The sequence below is a fragment of the Paraburkholderia humisilvae genome (genome assembly GCF_902859855.1).
GTDB lineage: Bacteria > Pseudomonadota > Gammaproteobacteria > Burkholderiales > Burkholderiaceae > Paraburkholderia > Paraburkholderia humisilvae.
On sequence record NZ_CADIKH010000034.1, the window covers coordinates 59,767 to 74,704 of the forward strand.

Annotated in this window: 16 protein-coding genes; 6 read left to right on the top strand and 10 right to left on the bottom strand. The window is 63.3% G+C overall.

Annotation, left to right across the window (positions count from 1 at the left end):
• The first annotated feature begins 7 nt into the window (after positions 1-7).
• The gene (locus tag HV796_RS28065) at positions 8-1,054 is read left to right on the top strand and encodes an RHS repeat protein (protein WP_175229864.1); all 1,047 of its coding nucleotides are present in this window, start codon (positions 8-10) and stop codon (positions 1,052-1,054) included.
• A 356-nt stretch (positions 1,055-1,410) separates the two neighbouring features.
• Here HV796_RS28065 and HV796_RS28070 read toward each other — a convergent pair whose 3' ends face one another.
• Positions 1,411-2,298, bottom strand: coding sequence for a LysR family transcriptional regulator (locus HV796_RS28070; RefSeq protein WP_175229866.1), 888 nt, complete (start codon positions 2,296-2,298; stop codon positions 1,411-1,413).
• Between the two features lie 104 nt (positions 2,299-2,402).
• Between HV796_RS28070 and HV796_RS28075 the strand changes: the two genes are divergently transcribed.
• Together HV796_RS28075 and HV796_RS28080 are read left to right on the top strand one after the other, a co-directional pair.
• Positions 2,403-3,317: an NAD-dependent epimerase/dehydratase family protein gene (locus HV796_RS28075; protein ID WP_175229868.1), complete on the top strand. Its 915-nt coding sequence runs from the start codon at positions 2,403-2,405 to the stop codon at positions 3,315-3,317.
• A gap of 105 nt (positions 3,318-3,422) precedes the next feature.
• Positions 3,423-3,605, top strand: a complete 183-nt coding sequence (locus HV796_RS28080) for a hypothetical protein (RefSeq protein WP_134196596.1) — start codon at positions 3,423-3,425, stop codon at positions 3,603-3,605.
• A 24-nt stretch (positions 3,606-3,629) separates the two neighbouring features.
• On the opposite strand, the gene HV796_RS28085 is transcribed toward HV796_RS28080, so the two are convergent.
• The 4 genes from HV796_RS28085 to HV796_RS28100 form a co-directional block, all read right to left on the bottom strand.
• Positions 3,630-4,379: a DUF899 domain-containing protein gene (locus HV796_RS28085; protein ID WP_175229870.1), complete on the bottom strand. Its 750-nt coding sequence runs from the start codon at positions 4,377-4,379 to the stop codon at positions 3,630-3,632.
• Positions 4,380-4,452: 73 nt separating this feature from the next.
• Positions 4,453-4,782 (bottom strand): SRPBCC family protein, encoded by a 330-nt coding sequence (locus tag HV796_RS28090; RefSeq protein WP_484555917.1) that lies wholly within the window; start codon positions 4,780-4,782, stop codon positions 4,453-4,455.
• A 5-nt stretch (positions 4,783-4,787) separates the two neighbouring features.
• Positions 4,788-5,189 (bottom strand): ArsR/SmtB family transcription factor, encoded by a 402-nt coding sequence (locus HV796_RS28095; RefSeq protein ID WP_246356080.1) that lies wholly within the window; start codon positions 5,187-5,189, stop codon positions 4,788-4,790.
• Positions 5,190-5,438: 249 nt separating this feature from the next.
• Positions 5,439-6,845, bottom strand: a complete 1,407-nt coding sequence (locus tag HV796_RS28100; RefSeq protein WP_377693624.1) for an NCS2 family permease — start codon at positions 6,843-6,845, stop codon at positions 5,439-5,441.
• A 444-nt stretch (positions 6,846-7,289) separates the two neighbouring features.
• Here HV796_RS28100 and HV796_RS28105 point away from each other — a divergent pair, with 444 nt between their 5' ends.
• Together HV796_RS28105 and HV796_RS28110 are read left to right on the top strand one after the other, a co-directional pair.
• Positions 7,290-8,363: a PRC-barrel domain-containing protein gene (locus HV796_RS28105; protein WP_175229876.1), complete on the top strand. Its 1,074-nt coding sequence runs from the start codon at positions 7,290-7,292 to the stop codon at positions 8,361-8,363.
• Positions 8,360-9,664, top strand: coding sequence for an MFS transporter (locus HV796_RS28110; RefSeq protein WP_175229878.1), 1,305 nt, complete (start codon positions 8,360-8,362; stop codon positions 9,662-9,664). The genes HV796_RS28105 and HV796_RS28110 overlap by 4 nt, the downstream gene beginning before the upstream one ends.
• A gap of 114 nt (positions 9,665-9,778) precedes the next feature.
• Here HV796_RS28110 and HV796_RS28115 read toward each other — a convergent pair whose 3' ends face one another.
• The 3 genes from HV796_RS28115 to HV796_RS28125 all read right to left on the bottom strand — a co-directional run bounded on the left by HV796_RS28115 (position 9,779) and on the right by HV796_RS28125 (position 12,475).
• On the bottom strand, positions 9,779-11,101 hold the full coding sequence (locus HV796_RS28115; protein ID WP_175229880.1) for a type II toxin-antitoxin system HipA family toxin: 1,323 nt from the start codon (positions 11,099-11,101) through the stop codon (positions 9,779-9,781).
• Positions 11,085-11,426, bottom strand: coding sequence for a helix-turn-helix domain-containing protein (locus HV796_RS28120; RefSeq protein ID WP_175229882.1), 342 nt, complete (start codon positions 11,424-11,426; stop codon positions 11,085-11,087). Before HV796_RS28120 ends, HV796_RS28115 begins: the two co-directional genes overlap by 17 nt.
• Positions 11,427-11,581: 155 nt before the next feature.
• Positions 11,582-12,475, bottom strand: coding sequence for a LysR family transcriptional regulator ArgP (locus HV796_RS28125; RefSeq protein ID WP_175229884.1), 894 nt, complete (start codon positions 12,473-12,475; stop codon positions 11,582-11,584).
• A gap of 98 nt (positions 12,476-12,573) precedes the next feature.
• Here HV796_RS28125 and HV796_RS28130 point away from each other — a divergent pair, with 98 nt between their 5' ends.
• Complete coding sequence (locus HV796_RS28130; protein ID WP_175229886.1) at positions 12,574-13,194, top strand: LysE/ArgO family amino acid transporter; 621 nt, start codon at positions 12,574-12,576, stop codon at positions 13,192-13,194.
• 65 nt (positions 13,195-13,259) lie between these two features.
• Here HV796_RS28130 and HV796_RS28135 read toward each other — a convergent pair whose 3' ends face one another.
• Positions 13,260-14,225, bottom strand: a complete 966-nt coding sequence (locus tag HV796_RS28135; RefSeq protein WP_175229888.1) for an endo alpha-1,4 polygalactosaminidase — start codon at positions 14,223-14,225, stop codon at positions 13,260-13,262.
• A 2-nt stretch (positions 14,226-14,227) separates the two neighbouring features.
• Positions 14,228-14,938: exopolysaccharide Pel transporter PelG (pelG, locus tag HV796_RS28140; RefSeq protein WP_175229891.1), on the bottom strand; the 711-nt coding region annotated here is incomplete at its 5' end.

Here is a 14,938-nt window from a genome sequence, read left to right on the forward strand (position 1 = left end):
GTCTTACTTGATTCAGGGTGTGCTTCTGTCGGTCAGCACGCACGATGGCCGCGTTAGCACGCTCACCTATAGCGATGCGAATACACCGTCGAATGTGGCGCCGGCTAGCGGCCTTCTCATTACGGTCACCGAGCACGCTGCCGACACAAACACGTACGTCGACCTGGTGCTCCGGTTCACGTACGACGCGAAATACCGTATCACGCAGATGACCGACCCGACGGGCGCCATCACGCGTTATGGCTACGACTCGCACAACAATCTGGTCTCCGTGACGTGGCCCGATGGTTATGTGCGGCGCTATCTGTTTGAAGACGCACGCTTCTGGTCGGCAATGACCGGTGTAATCGATGAAGCGGGTGCGCGCGTCGCCACGTGGACGTATGACGCGAAGGGCCGCGCCCTTGCCGCCAGTCATCCGGATACGACGCGCAATGTTCAGTTTGCCTACGGCAGTGGCAGCACGACTGTGACGGACAGCAGCCGGAGCACAACATTGACGTTCTCGTCGATCGCAGGTTTGCAACGGCCAACGGGTAGCAGTTCGGCATCGGGCAACACGGTGACGACGTGGGATGCCAAGGGCAACCTGCTAACCGATAGTGCGGTGGATGGCAGTGGCACCGAGTACAGCTATGACGACATCGGTCGTCCTGTGCGCGTCACACGACGAAGTTCGACGGGCTTGTCGATTACGTCGGTGCGCTATGCCGATGCGACAAGCTTGCATCCGTCGCTGGTCGCGATGCCTCGCGTGATGCGCGGCTACGCCTATGACGACCGGGGCAACCTCGTCGGCATGAGCGAACTGGCCACGGATGACGTGACAGGCGCGAGCGGCTTCGATGCGAAGTCGACCGGACAGCAACGGACATACGGCTTTACCTACGACAGCCGGAATCGACTGAAATCGACATCGACGAAGGTCGATGGTCAAACGGTCGAAGAGTGGTATCAGACCTATGACTGGAGCGCCAACCGTCGCGTCACGATGTCGCTAGTGAACGAGGCCTTTGTTGAAGTTGCCACACTCGCCAATCGGCAGACCACTTGACGCACACGAGCGAGCATTGGTCCGGTTCGTGATATCGATGAACGCACCGCTGTATCCTCAGCTCGCTCATCAATGGTTTGCTCAGATCGAATCTTGTAGCGTAGTCGGAATCGACTCGCCTTACTTGCTTTGTGCCATGACGAGGCGACCGAGAGTAGTGGTTGCGATGCTTATACGCTTCGACGAGGATCGGCGGCGCCAATTGGCGAAACGTCTCTCGATCAACTCATCGAAGCGCTCGTAGATATCCGGAACACGATGGCTGCACGGAAATAGGTCGTTCATTGCAACGCGAAACGCTCAGAGGCCGGAACGTTGCGTCCCGGCCAATGGTGCCCCAATGCGCCCGAAAGAACCTAAAGCCTCACCCTCCCCTGAATAAAATCCAGAAAACACTTCACCCGTCCAGCCAGCGAAGCGCTTTGGTAATACACCGCATGAACCGGCTGCCTGCGATCCACTAGCGCATTCTCGAACACCGCCACGAGCCTGCCTTCCCGGACATCCGCGGCAATCATGAAATCCGCCAGACAGGCAATCCCCCAACCATCCAGCGCCAGCTGACGCAACGTCTCTCCACTGGAAGCCGCAATCCCCGGCTCGATCTTCAACCAATCCCGCGCGCCATCCGGCAACGGCCACCGGTTCAAATGCTCCGGCGCGGTAAACCCGATCAGCCGGTGCTCGCGCAACACCGCCACCGACTTAGGCGCCCCACGCTCCGCCACATAAGCAGGGCTCGCAACAATCTTCAACTTGCTACTACCCAACGCGCGCGCATGCAGCGTCGAGTCCTGCAGCTCACCAATCCGGATTGCGATATCCACCCTCTGTTTCAACAGATCGACGGTACGTTCATTGCTCGTCAGCTCAAGCGAAATCTCCGGATACAACGCCGAGAACGCCTTCATATGCGGCGCAATGCAATGCAGCATGAACGGCGATGCCGCATCCACGCGCAGCCGTCCCGAAGGCCGCTTCCTGCGCCGTGCAACCGACTCTTCCGCCTCCTCCATCGCATCGAGTATGGCGCGCGCCTTCGCAAGGTACAGTTCCCCTTCCTCGGTCAGTTGCAACCGCCGCGTCGTGCGCCTCACGAGTGCGGTATCGAGCTTCTTCTCCAGCCGCGACAGTGCGCGGCTCACACCCGACACCGTCTGTTGCAGCTTCTCCGCGGCCGCGGTGATCGACCCGCTGTCGATCACCGTAACAAACGCAAGCAATTCATCAGTCGACGTCTTCATTGTTGATTTCAAATCAAGTTTGATTTGAGACTAACACGCTTTTTGCGAGAATCGCCCAGCCCCATACTGCGTTCATATCGTCTAGTCCCATCAAGGAGAACGTCTTGAAGATCTTCATTACCGGCGCGAGCGGCTTTATCGGCGGTTCCATCGCAGCGGGTCTCGTGCGCGCCGGCCATCGCGTCACGGGTCTCATCCGCAAGCCCGAACAGGCCGCCGAACTCGAGCGCCTCGGCATCATCCCCGTCATCGGTTCGCTCGACGATCGCACACTGTTGATCGCGCAAGCACAAGCAGCGGACGCGGTGATCAACGCCGCGAGCAGTGACCATCGCAGCGCCGTCGAAGCATTGATCGAGGGTCTCGCAGGCTCGAACAAAGCGTTCCTGCACACGAGCGGCTCGAGCATCGTCGGCGATGCATCGGGCGGTGAAGCCGGCGCGGCCGCGATCTATCACGAAGACGCGCTGCCCGAACCGACCGCGGACAAAGCGCCGCGCGTCGCGATCGATCGACTCGTGCTTGACGCCGCGCGACGCGGCATCCGCTCGGCGGTGCTGTGCAATACGCTGATCTACGGACACGGCGCGGTCAAAGGCAGCGCGAGCGTGCAGTTGCCGCGCCTCGTCCGTCAGGCGCAAAAGAGCGGCATCGTGCGGCACGTCGGCAGCGGCGGCAATATCTGGTCGAACGTGCATATCGACGATGTCGTCGAACTCTATCGTCTCGCGCTCGATAAAACGCCCGCCGGCACGTTCTATTTCGTGGCAAGCGGCGAAGCGTCGTTCCGCGACATGAGCCAAGCGATCGCCGATGCGCTCGGCCTCGGCGCGCCGCAAGACTGGCCGCTCGAAGACGCGAAGCACGAATGGGGCTACGAAATGGCGTCGTACGGCCTCGGTTCGAACAGCCGCGTGCGCGGCACGCGAGCCCACGCTCTGCTCGGCTGGGAGCCGCGGCGCACGTCGGTGATCGACTGGATCAGGGACGACATGATGCGAACGACGTCGCCTGAATAAGACCTTACGTCGTATCCGCGCGACGCGTTGCTAATCCGTAAGCTCGCCTCGATAGAATCGGCTTTCCTGAACGATCGATTCTCCCGGGCGAGCCCGGATTTTCTGATGCTGCTCGCGCTTAACTTCGACTGGCTGACTAATCTTCTTGCGATTCTCTTTCTCGTCGCTTGCCTGTACGACATGCGCTACGACGAGTACGGGACGCTCACCCTCGCGGCAGCCGCGATGGGCCTGATCGTGATGGCAATCCATCTGTTCCTGAGGCCCGCTTTCGAAATGTCGCTATAGCGAGCGCGGCGCGCCTTCCGGCATTCAGTGGCAACCGCCGTCCGCACCGTGATGCGCAGGTTGTGTGTCGTAACGGTCGTGATGACGCATCCACTCCATCATGCCGTGCGTTTCGTCCCGCCCTTTCGGCGTCAGATCCAGCCACGTGTAAGTCCCGATCAACGGCTCGCCACCGCGGCCATACGACGAATACGTATGGTAAATATCGCCGGCTTCGTCCTTGTAGAACACGCTTAGGCCCGGCAGTTCGTCCATGTCGGAATCGATCGTCGCGAAGTTATAGAACAACTTGCGTTGGGCCCGCTGCTCGGGCGTGAACGACACGTGGTAGTCGTAGTTGAAATCGCTGCCGAACGACGACACCCAACGAAACGTCCAACCCATCCGCTTCTTGAAAGCGTTGATCTTTTCGAGCGGCGCGCGCGAGACGGCAACGTACGCGACGTCCCGTTGCGCGAGATGCACGAGCGCGCCGTCGACATGATCGGATAGGAACGAACAGCCGGGACAGCCCTCTTCCCAATCGGGGCCCATCATGAAGTGATAAACGATCAGTTGGCTACGTCCTTCGAACAGATCGGCGAGGGTTTGCGGTCCTTGTGCCGTGTCGAACGTATACGCCTTGTCGACCTTGACCCACGGCAGTTCACGGCGCTTCCTGCTGAGCGCGTCGCGCGCGTGGGTCAGCGCCTTTTCTTCCGCCAGATGCGCGCGGTGCGCGGCTAGCCATTCCTCCTGCGAGACGACCTTATGCGAGTCCATCTGCTCCTCCATGGCAACGCGGCATGCGCCGCTGTTTGAAATTCACTCGTGCCGTATCACCTGGCTTGCGTGCGCCTGACGCGCGTCACGGCAAATACTGTTCGAGCACGTCGAGTGCACTGCTCCAGCCACCTTGATGGCTGTCACGTGTGGCTTCATCGAAGAACTGTTCATGCTTGAGCGTGAGCAGCGTGCCGCTGCGGTCGGGCCGTAAAGTCAGCGTGACAAGCGACTCATGCTCGGGTGTCTCGCGCCATGCCCAGGTGTAGACAAGCTTCGCATTGGGCTCGATTTCGCGAAACGTGCCGCTCACCTCGGGCTCCTCCCCTTCGGGCGTGCGCATCACGACCCGGAAGCGCCCACCGACCCGTACGTCCATTTCCGCAAGCAGCACGTTGCACCCATATGGATGCATCCACTTCACGATGTGCGCCGGTTCCGTCCACGCGGCGTAGACTTTCGCGGGCGCCGCGTTGATCCGGCGTTGGAGCGTGAGAGCGGGTCTTTCTGCCATGAGTTGTCCTCCACATAAGCGGCGAGTTGCGCGAGTTGTTCTGACCAGAAGCACTGGTATCGGCTTAGCCACTGCATTGCATCTTCCATCGGTCCCGCCGTCAGCCGGCACGCGACGCTACGACCCGTCTTCGTCCTTGTGACGAGGCCGGCATCCGACAACACGTCGAGATGTTTCATCACTGCCGGCAAAGACATCGCAAACGGCCGCGCCAGTTCGCTGACCGTGAGGTCGTGCTGACTCGACAGGCGTGCGAGTAGCGCGCGCCGCGTCGGATCGGCAAGCGCCGCGAAAGTACGATCGAGCATCGTGTCGTTAAACTTAACCATGAGGTTAAGTATAGAAACGCGTCGACCGTTGTCAAGGTATGCTTCGGAGTCTGGATCAGTTCGCCAGCATCCCGCGTGCCCGCCATTTCGCCTATTTTGTTCAGGCAGACCGGCCGTGAAATGTGCAAAAGGAATGGTGCGAGGTGTTGTTCTGATACTGCGCGCAGAAAACAACGGGTGCCGCGCAAAAATAACCGCGCGGCACCCGTGGAGGAAAACTGCGGGCCGTCAGATCGCCCAGCCGCCCAGATAGAACACCGCGAGAACGATTGCGATCGCAACGGTTCCGATATTGAGTGTCCGGTATTCGCCGCTGACGATCCGGCCGATCACAAGCGTACAGAAGCCGAGCATGATGCCGGTCACGATATTGGCGGTCAGCACGATAAACACGGCGCACACGAGGCCGGACATCGCATCGACCATGTCGTCCATATGCAGCTTGCTGACGCTCGACAGCATCAGCAGCCCGACGTACATCAGTGCGGGCGCGGTCGCATACGATGGCACGAGCGCCGCGAGCGGTGAAAAAAACATCACACCAAGAAACAGCAAGCCGACCACCGCGGCCGCAAGGCCGGTCTTCGCGCCGGCCGCGACGCCGACCGTCGATTCGATATACGCAGCGGCAGGCGCGCCGCCCATGAAGCCCGAGAAAATCGAGCTGAGCGAATCCGCGGTGAGCGCGCGGCCGCCGTTGATGATGCGGCCGTTCTCATCGAGCTGGCCGGCCTGGCCGGCGACGGCGCGAATCGTTCCGGTCGCGTCGAACACCGCGGTCATCACGAGCGCCAGCACGCTGGGCAGCACCGCGAGCGACAACGCGCCCTTCAGGTCCATCGCATCGATCAGCGACACGTGCCCCGGTGCGCTCAGCGACGGCAGCGCGAACACGCCGTGAAACACGACCGCCGGGTCGAGCAGCATCGCGAGCGCCGAGATCGCGACGATCACGACCAGGATCGCGCCCGGCACACGCCGACGCACGAGCCCGACAATCGCCGCGAGCCCGATCACCGACATCAGCACGGGCAACGACGTAATGTGACCGAGCGACACGGGTAATCCCGGCCCCGGATTCCTCGTGACCAGGCCCACGTCATTGGCCGCGATCAATAGCAGGAACAGACCGATACCGATGCCCGTGCCGTGCGCGACGCCCGACGGCAGGTTGCGCAGGATCCACGAACGCACGCCGGTCACCGAGATCGCCGTGAACACGAGACCCATCAAAAACACCGCGCCCAACGCGACAGTCGGATGCAATCCTTTGCCGAGCACCAGTCCGAACGCGGTAAATGCAGTCAGTGAAATCGCGCAGCCGATCGCGATTGGCAAACGCGCCCAGACGCCCATCAGCAGCGAGCCGAACGCGGTCGTCAGGCAAACGGCGACGAATACCGCGCTGGTGTCGAAACCGGCCTTGCCGAACATGCCGGGCACGACGAACACCGAATAGACCATGGCGAGAAAGGTCGTGACGCCGGCGACGATTTCGCGGCGCTGCGTGCTGCCGCGCGCGGACACTTCAAAGTAGCGATCGACGAGGCCTTGTCCGGGCAAAATGTTCCGGGCGGCATCACCGCTTTCAAGATCGGTTGCCGGCAACGCCTGCGTCTGGGCCTGGGATTCCATCATCTGAGTGCCTCCTTTATCAGCAAGCTGAAACGGCCATGCGGGAAGCCGTCGTCAGGTTCGTCTCGTTGAGTTGTATTGCGGATCACGCGAACCATCGAGGTACGCGGCCGCTCTTGTTCTGTAGTTGCGAAGGGTAGGTGAAGACGAATATGTCTCCTATCGCGACGAAGGCATGCCGGGCATGTCGCGACGCTTATATCGCCGAGCGCGCGGGAGGGTCGGAGGATGGTGCGCGTGTTTACACCTACGGGCGGAAAATGCGCAAGAAGCACGCTGTCCGGCCGCATGCGACCATCGGCAAAGGCAGCCTCGCGGGCTGCGCGGGTTACACTCTGTCCGCGGCGCGACTTTGACCTCGTATCCTGCGCCGCTTGCACGCTAACTGCACCGACCGCGGCGATGCCCCCGAGCGTCCCGCATCTCGCCATGGAGTCCTTGTTGATGAGCGGCGGTTTCCTACGTCCGGCTTTCCGTCTTCTGCTGCTGTTCCTCGCCGTGCTGGCGGCCGTCGCGCTCTCGGGCTGCGCGATGTTTGGGCCGGCCGAGCAGGCACCCGCGCCGATTACCGAGGCGGTGGCAAGCGCCGTCGAGGCGCCGTCGCCGCCGGTGGTGGAGACGGAGCCCGAGGAAACCGAGCCCACCGGGCCGGCGCAGCCAAAGAAGCCCAAGCGCGTGATCGTGCGTCCGCACAAGGAGGTCGAACCGCCGCCGCCTCCACCGCCGCCGCCGCCTCCTCCTCCGCCGCCGCCCCCGCCGCTCATCGTCACGCACACGATCGAGCGCGGTACGGTGCGTGGTCTGCTCGACAGTGAAGTGCAGCGGCCCGATGGCAAGGTGGTCGGACGCGCGGTCGACCTGACCGTCGATGCGCACGGCACGCCGCGCGAGCTGGTCGTCAACCTGCAGGGCTTCATGGGCATCGGCGACCGCAAAGCCAGCTTCCCATGGAATGTGTTCCGCTTTAATCCGACCGCGAAGCCCGCGCCGATCACGATCACGTTGCCGCCGAACCAGATGGCGTCGGTCGGCCGTGCCAAGCCGTCGACTTCGCTCGCCACACCGCTCGCCGGTGTGCCGCCCGCGCCTCCGGTGTCGAATGGACAGCTGCCGCTGCTCGACGCCACGGTCGAACGGCCGAACGGTGCGCAGGTCGGCCGCGTGATCGACGTGCTGATCGACGGCAATGCCCAGCCGCAGGCGGTCGTGATCGACGTGAGCGGCATCATCAACCTCGATCGCCGCGCCATCGCCGCGAGCTGGTCGGCGCTGCACTTCGCACCGAAGGACAAATCGCTGCGCGCGCTGATGGATCTGAACGAGGCGCAGATCAAGGCGTCGCCATCGTACGAAAACGGCAAACCGATTGTCGCCGTGTCGCCGGCCCCGCCGCCGGCCCCTGCGACAACCGCGTCGGCGCCAGCCGCAGGCGGCGCCGCGCCTGCGCCGGCGGCCTCAGGCGCGCCGCCCACCTCGTCGTCCGCCGCGGCGGCCACTCCCGCACGCACGCCCCGATGACGAACCGGCTCATGGTCAACGCACGCAGCGTCCGCGCCCTCGACTGGCTCAACTTCTTCGTCGCGAACGTGCAGACGGGATTCGGGCCGTTTATCGCGTCGTACCTCGCGACGCACAAGTGGACGCAGGGCGAAATCGGCCTCGCGCTCTCGGTCGGCACGATCAGCGCGATGGTGAGCCAGGTGCCGGGCGGCGCCGCCGTCGACGCGCTGCGCAACAAGAAGGCCGCCGCCGCGTGGGCCATCGTTGCGATCATCGCGAGCGCGGTGCTGCTCGCCGCCAGCCCGACCGTGCTGCCGGTGATGGCCGCCGAAGTGTTTCACGGCTTCGCGAGCTGCATGCTGGTGCCTGCGCTGGCGGCCATCTCGTTCGCGCTCGTCGGGCGGGCGAATCTCGGCGACCGGCTCGGCCGCAACGCGCGCTGGGCATCGATCGGTAGTGCGGTCGCGGCCGGGCTGATGGGTCTCACCGGCGAGTATCTTTCCGCGCGCGCGGTGTTCTGGCTAACGGCAGTGCTTGCGTTACCCGCGCTGGTCGCACTGTCGATGATTCAACTGCCAAACGCGCCGCCGCGTGTTCCTGCCACGCCGAGGCCGCCGCGCGACAACGCAGCGCAGCCGGAGCCGGAGCCGGAGCCGATGCCAGCTGAGGCGCCCGTCGAACCCGTCCATCGCGAGTCGATCTTCGATCTGCTGCGCGACAAGCGGATGCTGGTCTTCGCCGGGTGCGTCGTATTGTTCCATCTGTCGAATGCGGCGATGCTCAATCTCGCCGCGGGTGAAGTGACCGCGGGCATGGGCGACAACGTGCAACTGGTGATCGCCGCGTGCATCATCGTGCCGCAGGCGATCGTCGCGCTGCTGTCGCCGTGGGTCGGCCGGACGTCCGAGCGCTGGGGCCGGCGGCCAATCCTGCTGCTCGGCTTTTCCGCGTTGCCGATCCGCGCGTTGCTGTTCGCCGGCGTGAGCAGCCCGTATCTGCTCGTGCCGGTCCAGATGCTCGACGGCCTGAGCGCCGCGGTGTTCGGCGTGATGCTGCCGCTGATCGCCGCCGACGTGGCCGGCGGCAAAGGCCGCTATAACCTGTGCATCGGGCTGTTCGGGCTGGCGGCGGGCATCGGGGCGACGCTCAGCACGTCGCTGGCGGGCTTTATCGCGGACCGCTTCGGTAACGCGGTCAGCTTCTTCGGGCTGGCGGGCGCGGGCGCGCTGGCCGTGCTGCTGGTGTGGGCCGCGATGCCTGAGACGCGCAATACAAGCCCGCAGCAGAAAACGGATGATGCGCTGCCGGAACCGCGGTGACGCGCGCGGCGCAAGCGGCAGACGAAGCGTTGGACAACAGGCGTCAGACGCAGTGGCAGGCGACGTGGGAAGGTGGCGTGAATAAACGGCGCGCTGGGTAGGTACGGTACGCCGCTACCCCTTTTCCACCGCGCGCAGCCCGATGTCTTTGGGCTTGCGAAATGCCGACGCGATCTTCTCGCAGTCGGCGACGGGCACGCCGAGCGCTTCGAAATGCATCCGCCATTCGCGCACGATTGCCGACAGGTCCTTGATAATCTGCGCAGCCACGTGCTTCATCAGGCCGAATCGACCCGCGGCCGACCATGCGTTGTCGAGCGTCGCGAGCCGGCCCATTGCCGGCCCGACGCCCAGCACGAGGAAACGCTCCGAGCCGAGCTGAGGCTTCGGCACGACGTCGTACAGGTCGCTCAACCGCCAACCCCGATGCGCGCTGTCCCAGACGAACGCGTGGTTGCGTAGATGATCGTCGTCATTGGTGACGAGGATGTTGAACACCATACGCTTGAACAGTTCGGTCTTGTCCGCGCCAACAAAGCCGCTTGCACCCAGCTCGCCCAGCGTGTCGGCGAGATTCGCATATTCGGCCGAGCCCGTGTCGAATTCGTGCATCTTCAGCATCGTGAGCGCGCTCACGACGTGACGCTTGCCAAATTCACCTTTCGGCAACGGCACGCGATCGAACCGCTCGATCAACATGACATCGCGCCCGTCAGGCAGGTGCACCAGCCGGGTGGCCGGCACGCGCAATCCGCACAGACGCGCCAATTCAAGCGTGGCGCGCTCGACGACGGGCACATTGAAGCTGTCACGAAACGCGGGAAACTTCGCGACCCACTGCCGCCCGCCGTCGAGCAGCACGGCTTTGGGCCGCGCGCCACCGAGCGTGGCGCCGACGCTAAAGAGCGACTGCAGGTTGCGCGGCACACGCTTGCCTTGCTGGATCAACGCAGCGGCGTCGAGCAGATACGACAGTTCCTTGATATCCGGCAGCTTGCCGGGCTCGGCAGGCGCGGTTGGGGAATCGCGAAAATCGAGCGCGCCGGTGCGATGCGGCCCCGCGTGCGCGAGATAGGCGGTTTCCGGCAGGCTGTCCGGCGCCGCCTTCAGCATGTTTTCGATCACGCGCCGCCCCCATGAATCGGGTGCCGCGTCGCGAATCGCGCCGAACAGGGCAAGCCCGGCCGGCGGCTGAAACACCGTTTCCCTGTGCTTTCTCGCTTCGTCTAGCGGCATGCTGACCGGGTCCACGGCAAGCGCATGCGCGCGCTGCAGATATTTGTTGCCGTAGACGAAGGTGGCGCCGACCGGCTTGATGCCCTCCTCATAGAGGATGAGCCCACCCGCGGGCACGGCTTCGGCCGTGCCTTCGAGCACGATGAAGACGTACTTGCGCCATTCGGTCGGCCATGTCGTGGCGTTAGAAATCGTACTCACCTGTCTTCGAAACGGTCTTGCGTGCGCGCTTGCGCGACTGTGCATCACGCCTCGCCTCGCCGATCACGTCGTTTTGCGGGAGCGCGAGTGGTTCGAGCAAGCCCAGCAGACCGGCGCGTTCGAATGCATGCAGCCACGACGCGAAACTCACCGAAATATCGCCCTTTTCAATCCGCACGAGCGTGCTCGGGCTGATGTTCGCCCGTTCGGAAAAGTCTTGCCGCGTCATATTCCGCGCGATGCGGGCAGCGGCCACCGCGCGCCCGAGAGCGGCCGAGCGGCGCGTCATGTCCGCGGACGCAAAGTCCTTGTTGTTGCGCTTCATTTTGTCGTATCTGACATTTAATGGCAGATAAATAGTCAGTATAGACAAAAATCTTCCGGAGTCAATGTGACGTCAATGCCTGGTTTGTCATATTTGACATATTAATGCCGATAATGACTCAAATATGGATACTTATCGACGGCTGACACGCGACATCAGTCAAGCAGTTGTGCCGCCTGCTTGCGCAACGCAAGACCGAACTCGTCAAGCCAACCGATCGACAATCGCCAGCTTTGCCAATACAGATCAACATCGAGATGCTTGCCCGGCAACATGTTGATCAGGTCCCCACTCGCGAGGTGCGGCGCCACCATCCGTTCAGGGCACATGCCCCAGCCGAGCCCCGTGACACACGCGCGCAGGAATCCCGCAACATGCGGAATCCAGTGCTTCGGCGGGTCGACCGCCGCGCGCGTGACCTTGCGCATGAAGCGCTTCTGCAACTCGTCCTTCGGATTGAAATCGACGCACGGTGCACGGCGCAGCGATTCGCTCGTCACGCCGTCCGCGAAATGCCGCGCATGAAACGCCGGCGTGCAAACCGCGAGGTAGCGCATCCGGCCAAGACGCGTCGAGCGGCAGCCCTGTATCGGCTCGGCCTGCGTAGTGACCGCGCCCTGCACACTACCGTCGCGGATCAGTTGCGCGGTATGGTCCTGATCGTCAATCACCAGATCGAGCAGCATCTCGCGCTCCGTGCAAAAGCCTGCAATCGCGTCAATGAACCACGTGCCGACGCTATCGTCGTTCACCGCGACGCGCAGCATCGGCCACGCCTGCAGCAATGCGCCGGGTAATGCGGGCAATGGTCCGGCCAGTTCGGCCTCCAGCAGTTGCACGCGTTCCGTGTGACGGCATAGCAGTGCGCCGGACCTGGTCGCGACGCACGGCGTGCCGCGTTTGACCAGCACGCTGCCGACGCGCTCCTCGAGCAGCTTCACGCGCTGCGATACCGCCGACGGCGTCACGTTCAACTCGCGCGCCGCCCGTTCGAACGAGCCGTGGCGCACGACCGCGGCCAATGCATCCAGCAACGCATAGTCCAGCATTAGCGTTCCTTAATCGGAGTTAATAGAATTAGGTTTGCTTATCCGGCAGATTACCGCAGACTGCCAAGGTTCGTTTCTTGACATCGCTTTGAACCGCTATGAACTGGGCGTCCTTTTCTCACGGCGCGGCGCTGTGCGCGTCGCTGATCGTCACCATCGGCGCACAAAACGCCTTCGTGCTACGCCAGGGCATCATGCGCTCGCATGTCGGCAAGATTGTGCTGCTGTGCTCGCTGTCGGATTTTCTGCTGATCGGCGCGGGGGTCGGCGGCGCTTCGATTTTGGTGACCCGTTATCCGGCGTTCATTCACGCACTGCTGTATGTCGGCCTCGCCTACCTCGCGTGGTTCGGCATCAGCGCGTTGCGCCGCGCGCTGCGGCCGGGCCACGCGGTGCTCGATGCCGGCGCATCCGACGCCGGCGCGCAGGCGCAGCGGGCGGCCCCGATCATCTTGATGACGCTCGCATTCACGTGGCTCAACCCGCACGTCTATCTGGACACGTTCCTGCTGATCGGGACCGCTGGCGCGCGCGAACCGGAAGGCGCGCGTGGTGCGTTCGCGCTCGGCGCGATGGCCGTCAGCGGGGGATGGTTCGCGGCGATCGGTTATGGTGCGCGCGTGCTCGCGCCACTATTCAGGCGCGCGACCGCATGGCGCATTCTGGACGGCGCGATCGGCGGCATGGTGTTACTGCTGGCCGTCACTCAGATCCGCTGACCATGACCGCGTGACCCGGCAAGCGCAGCGCGCCGACACGGCGCTCGCCCCGCCCTTGTATTTCGTCAGTGGCGCGCGCCCTGCGCATCATCAGGCCGCGCGCCGCATGCGGCGTCGGAGCCAACGCCCACCGTGCGCAGCGCGCCATCGGTAACATAGGGCTCGACGCCCGCCGCACAAATCTGCTCAACAATCTCGCGCCGGCACGGTGCATCATCGGGCGCGCAATAGTCGATCGAAATGACCGGCAACCGGTACTGCTCGCGAATCGTCCGTGCCTGCGCAATCAGCCATGTGCGGTCGTCGGCGGGTACGGCGCCGTAACGCTGGGCCGCCTGGTCCCAACTGCCATACAGCGATTCGAACGCGACCGCCGCCACGTCGCCGTGAATCTCCGGCAGAATTTCAAAGCCGCGGTTCAGAATCAGTTGCGCGTCCGGGTAGCGCGCTTTGAGCGCGCGAATCGTATTGATCAGCCCCGCTTGCTGGCGGGCGCGCGCGGCATCCGTCTTCGCGATCAATTGCCACGAATCAAGCGTATCGAGAAAAAAGCCGCGATAGCCGCGGACCCACAGCGGTGCGATCACGTGTTCGACAAAGAACTGCGGCCAGCCAGGCGCGCTCTGGTCGATCACCGCCGACGACCACGCCGCATTGCGCCCGAGCCGCCACTTGCGGGGCATCGCAGCGAAGTAGTCGCGATCCTTCGATACTTCGCCGACACTCACATACGCATACCAGTTCGTGCAATGTGAGGTTTGCCCGTCGCGGGTGGCCGCCGCGGCGCGCGGATCGAAGCCGCTATCCGCTTCGACCACCACGGTATCGAACCGCGACAGCTGCTCGACCGGCACTGGTGCGCCGTAGAACCACGCGACCGTGCCGACGCCATCCTGTGGCGTGCGCTGACACGCGGCAGCGGCGAACGCGGGCCGTACGCATAGTACCGACAGCAGCAGCGCCGCCGCGATACACGACACCAGCACCCAGGGCGGCCCAAGCCGCGCAAACAGATTGGCGAGCGTGGTCATCGTCAATTGCGCAGCATGTAGGTTTCGTATTCGAGTCTGCCAAGCTTGCGATCGAGCATCTGCACCGCCGCGACCACCAGTATGAGCAGCGTCAACGCGAAACCGTAGCCGTACGTATCGGGCGAAAGCGTCAATGTGATACCGGTGAGCACCCCGTTCAGCACGACGAACGCGACGCACAGTTTCAGCACCGTTCGCCGCGCATCGAGATAAAAGAACACGTTCATCAGCCCGAGCAGCAACACCTGCAAACTTGCCGCGATCACATCGACGATCAGCAGCGGCATATACAGCGTCGAAATATGCAGCGCATCGAGTACCCATCTGCCGAACGCGAGGATCAGCAGCAACACCACCGCCTGGATCTTCACGATCTCATAGAGGCCCGCACGGATGCTGATGACCATCATGTCGCGCATGTCGTTGATATGACGCAGCGTCGCGCCGGTACGCACCGCGTTGTAGAACGCGTCGTAGTATTCGACGAAGTCCGCTTCGATACGCACGAGGAAGGTGGCCATACCCGGCATCACGCACAGGTACGCAATAAACACCGGGATGTCGTAGATCACCGACGCATGCAGCGGCCCGATCACCGTCGCCCCGGTACCCGGCGCATACCAGAACATGAACTTGTCGAGCCACACCCCGAGGTTGAACAGCAAGCCGGCCAGCGCGAGGCTCGGATACGCAAAGCGTCTTTGCAGCACTTC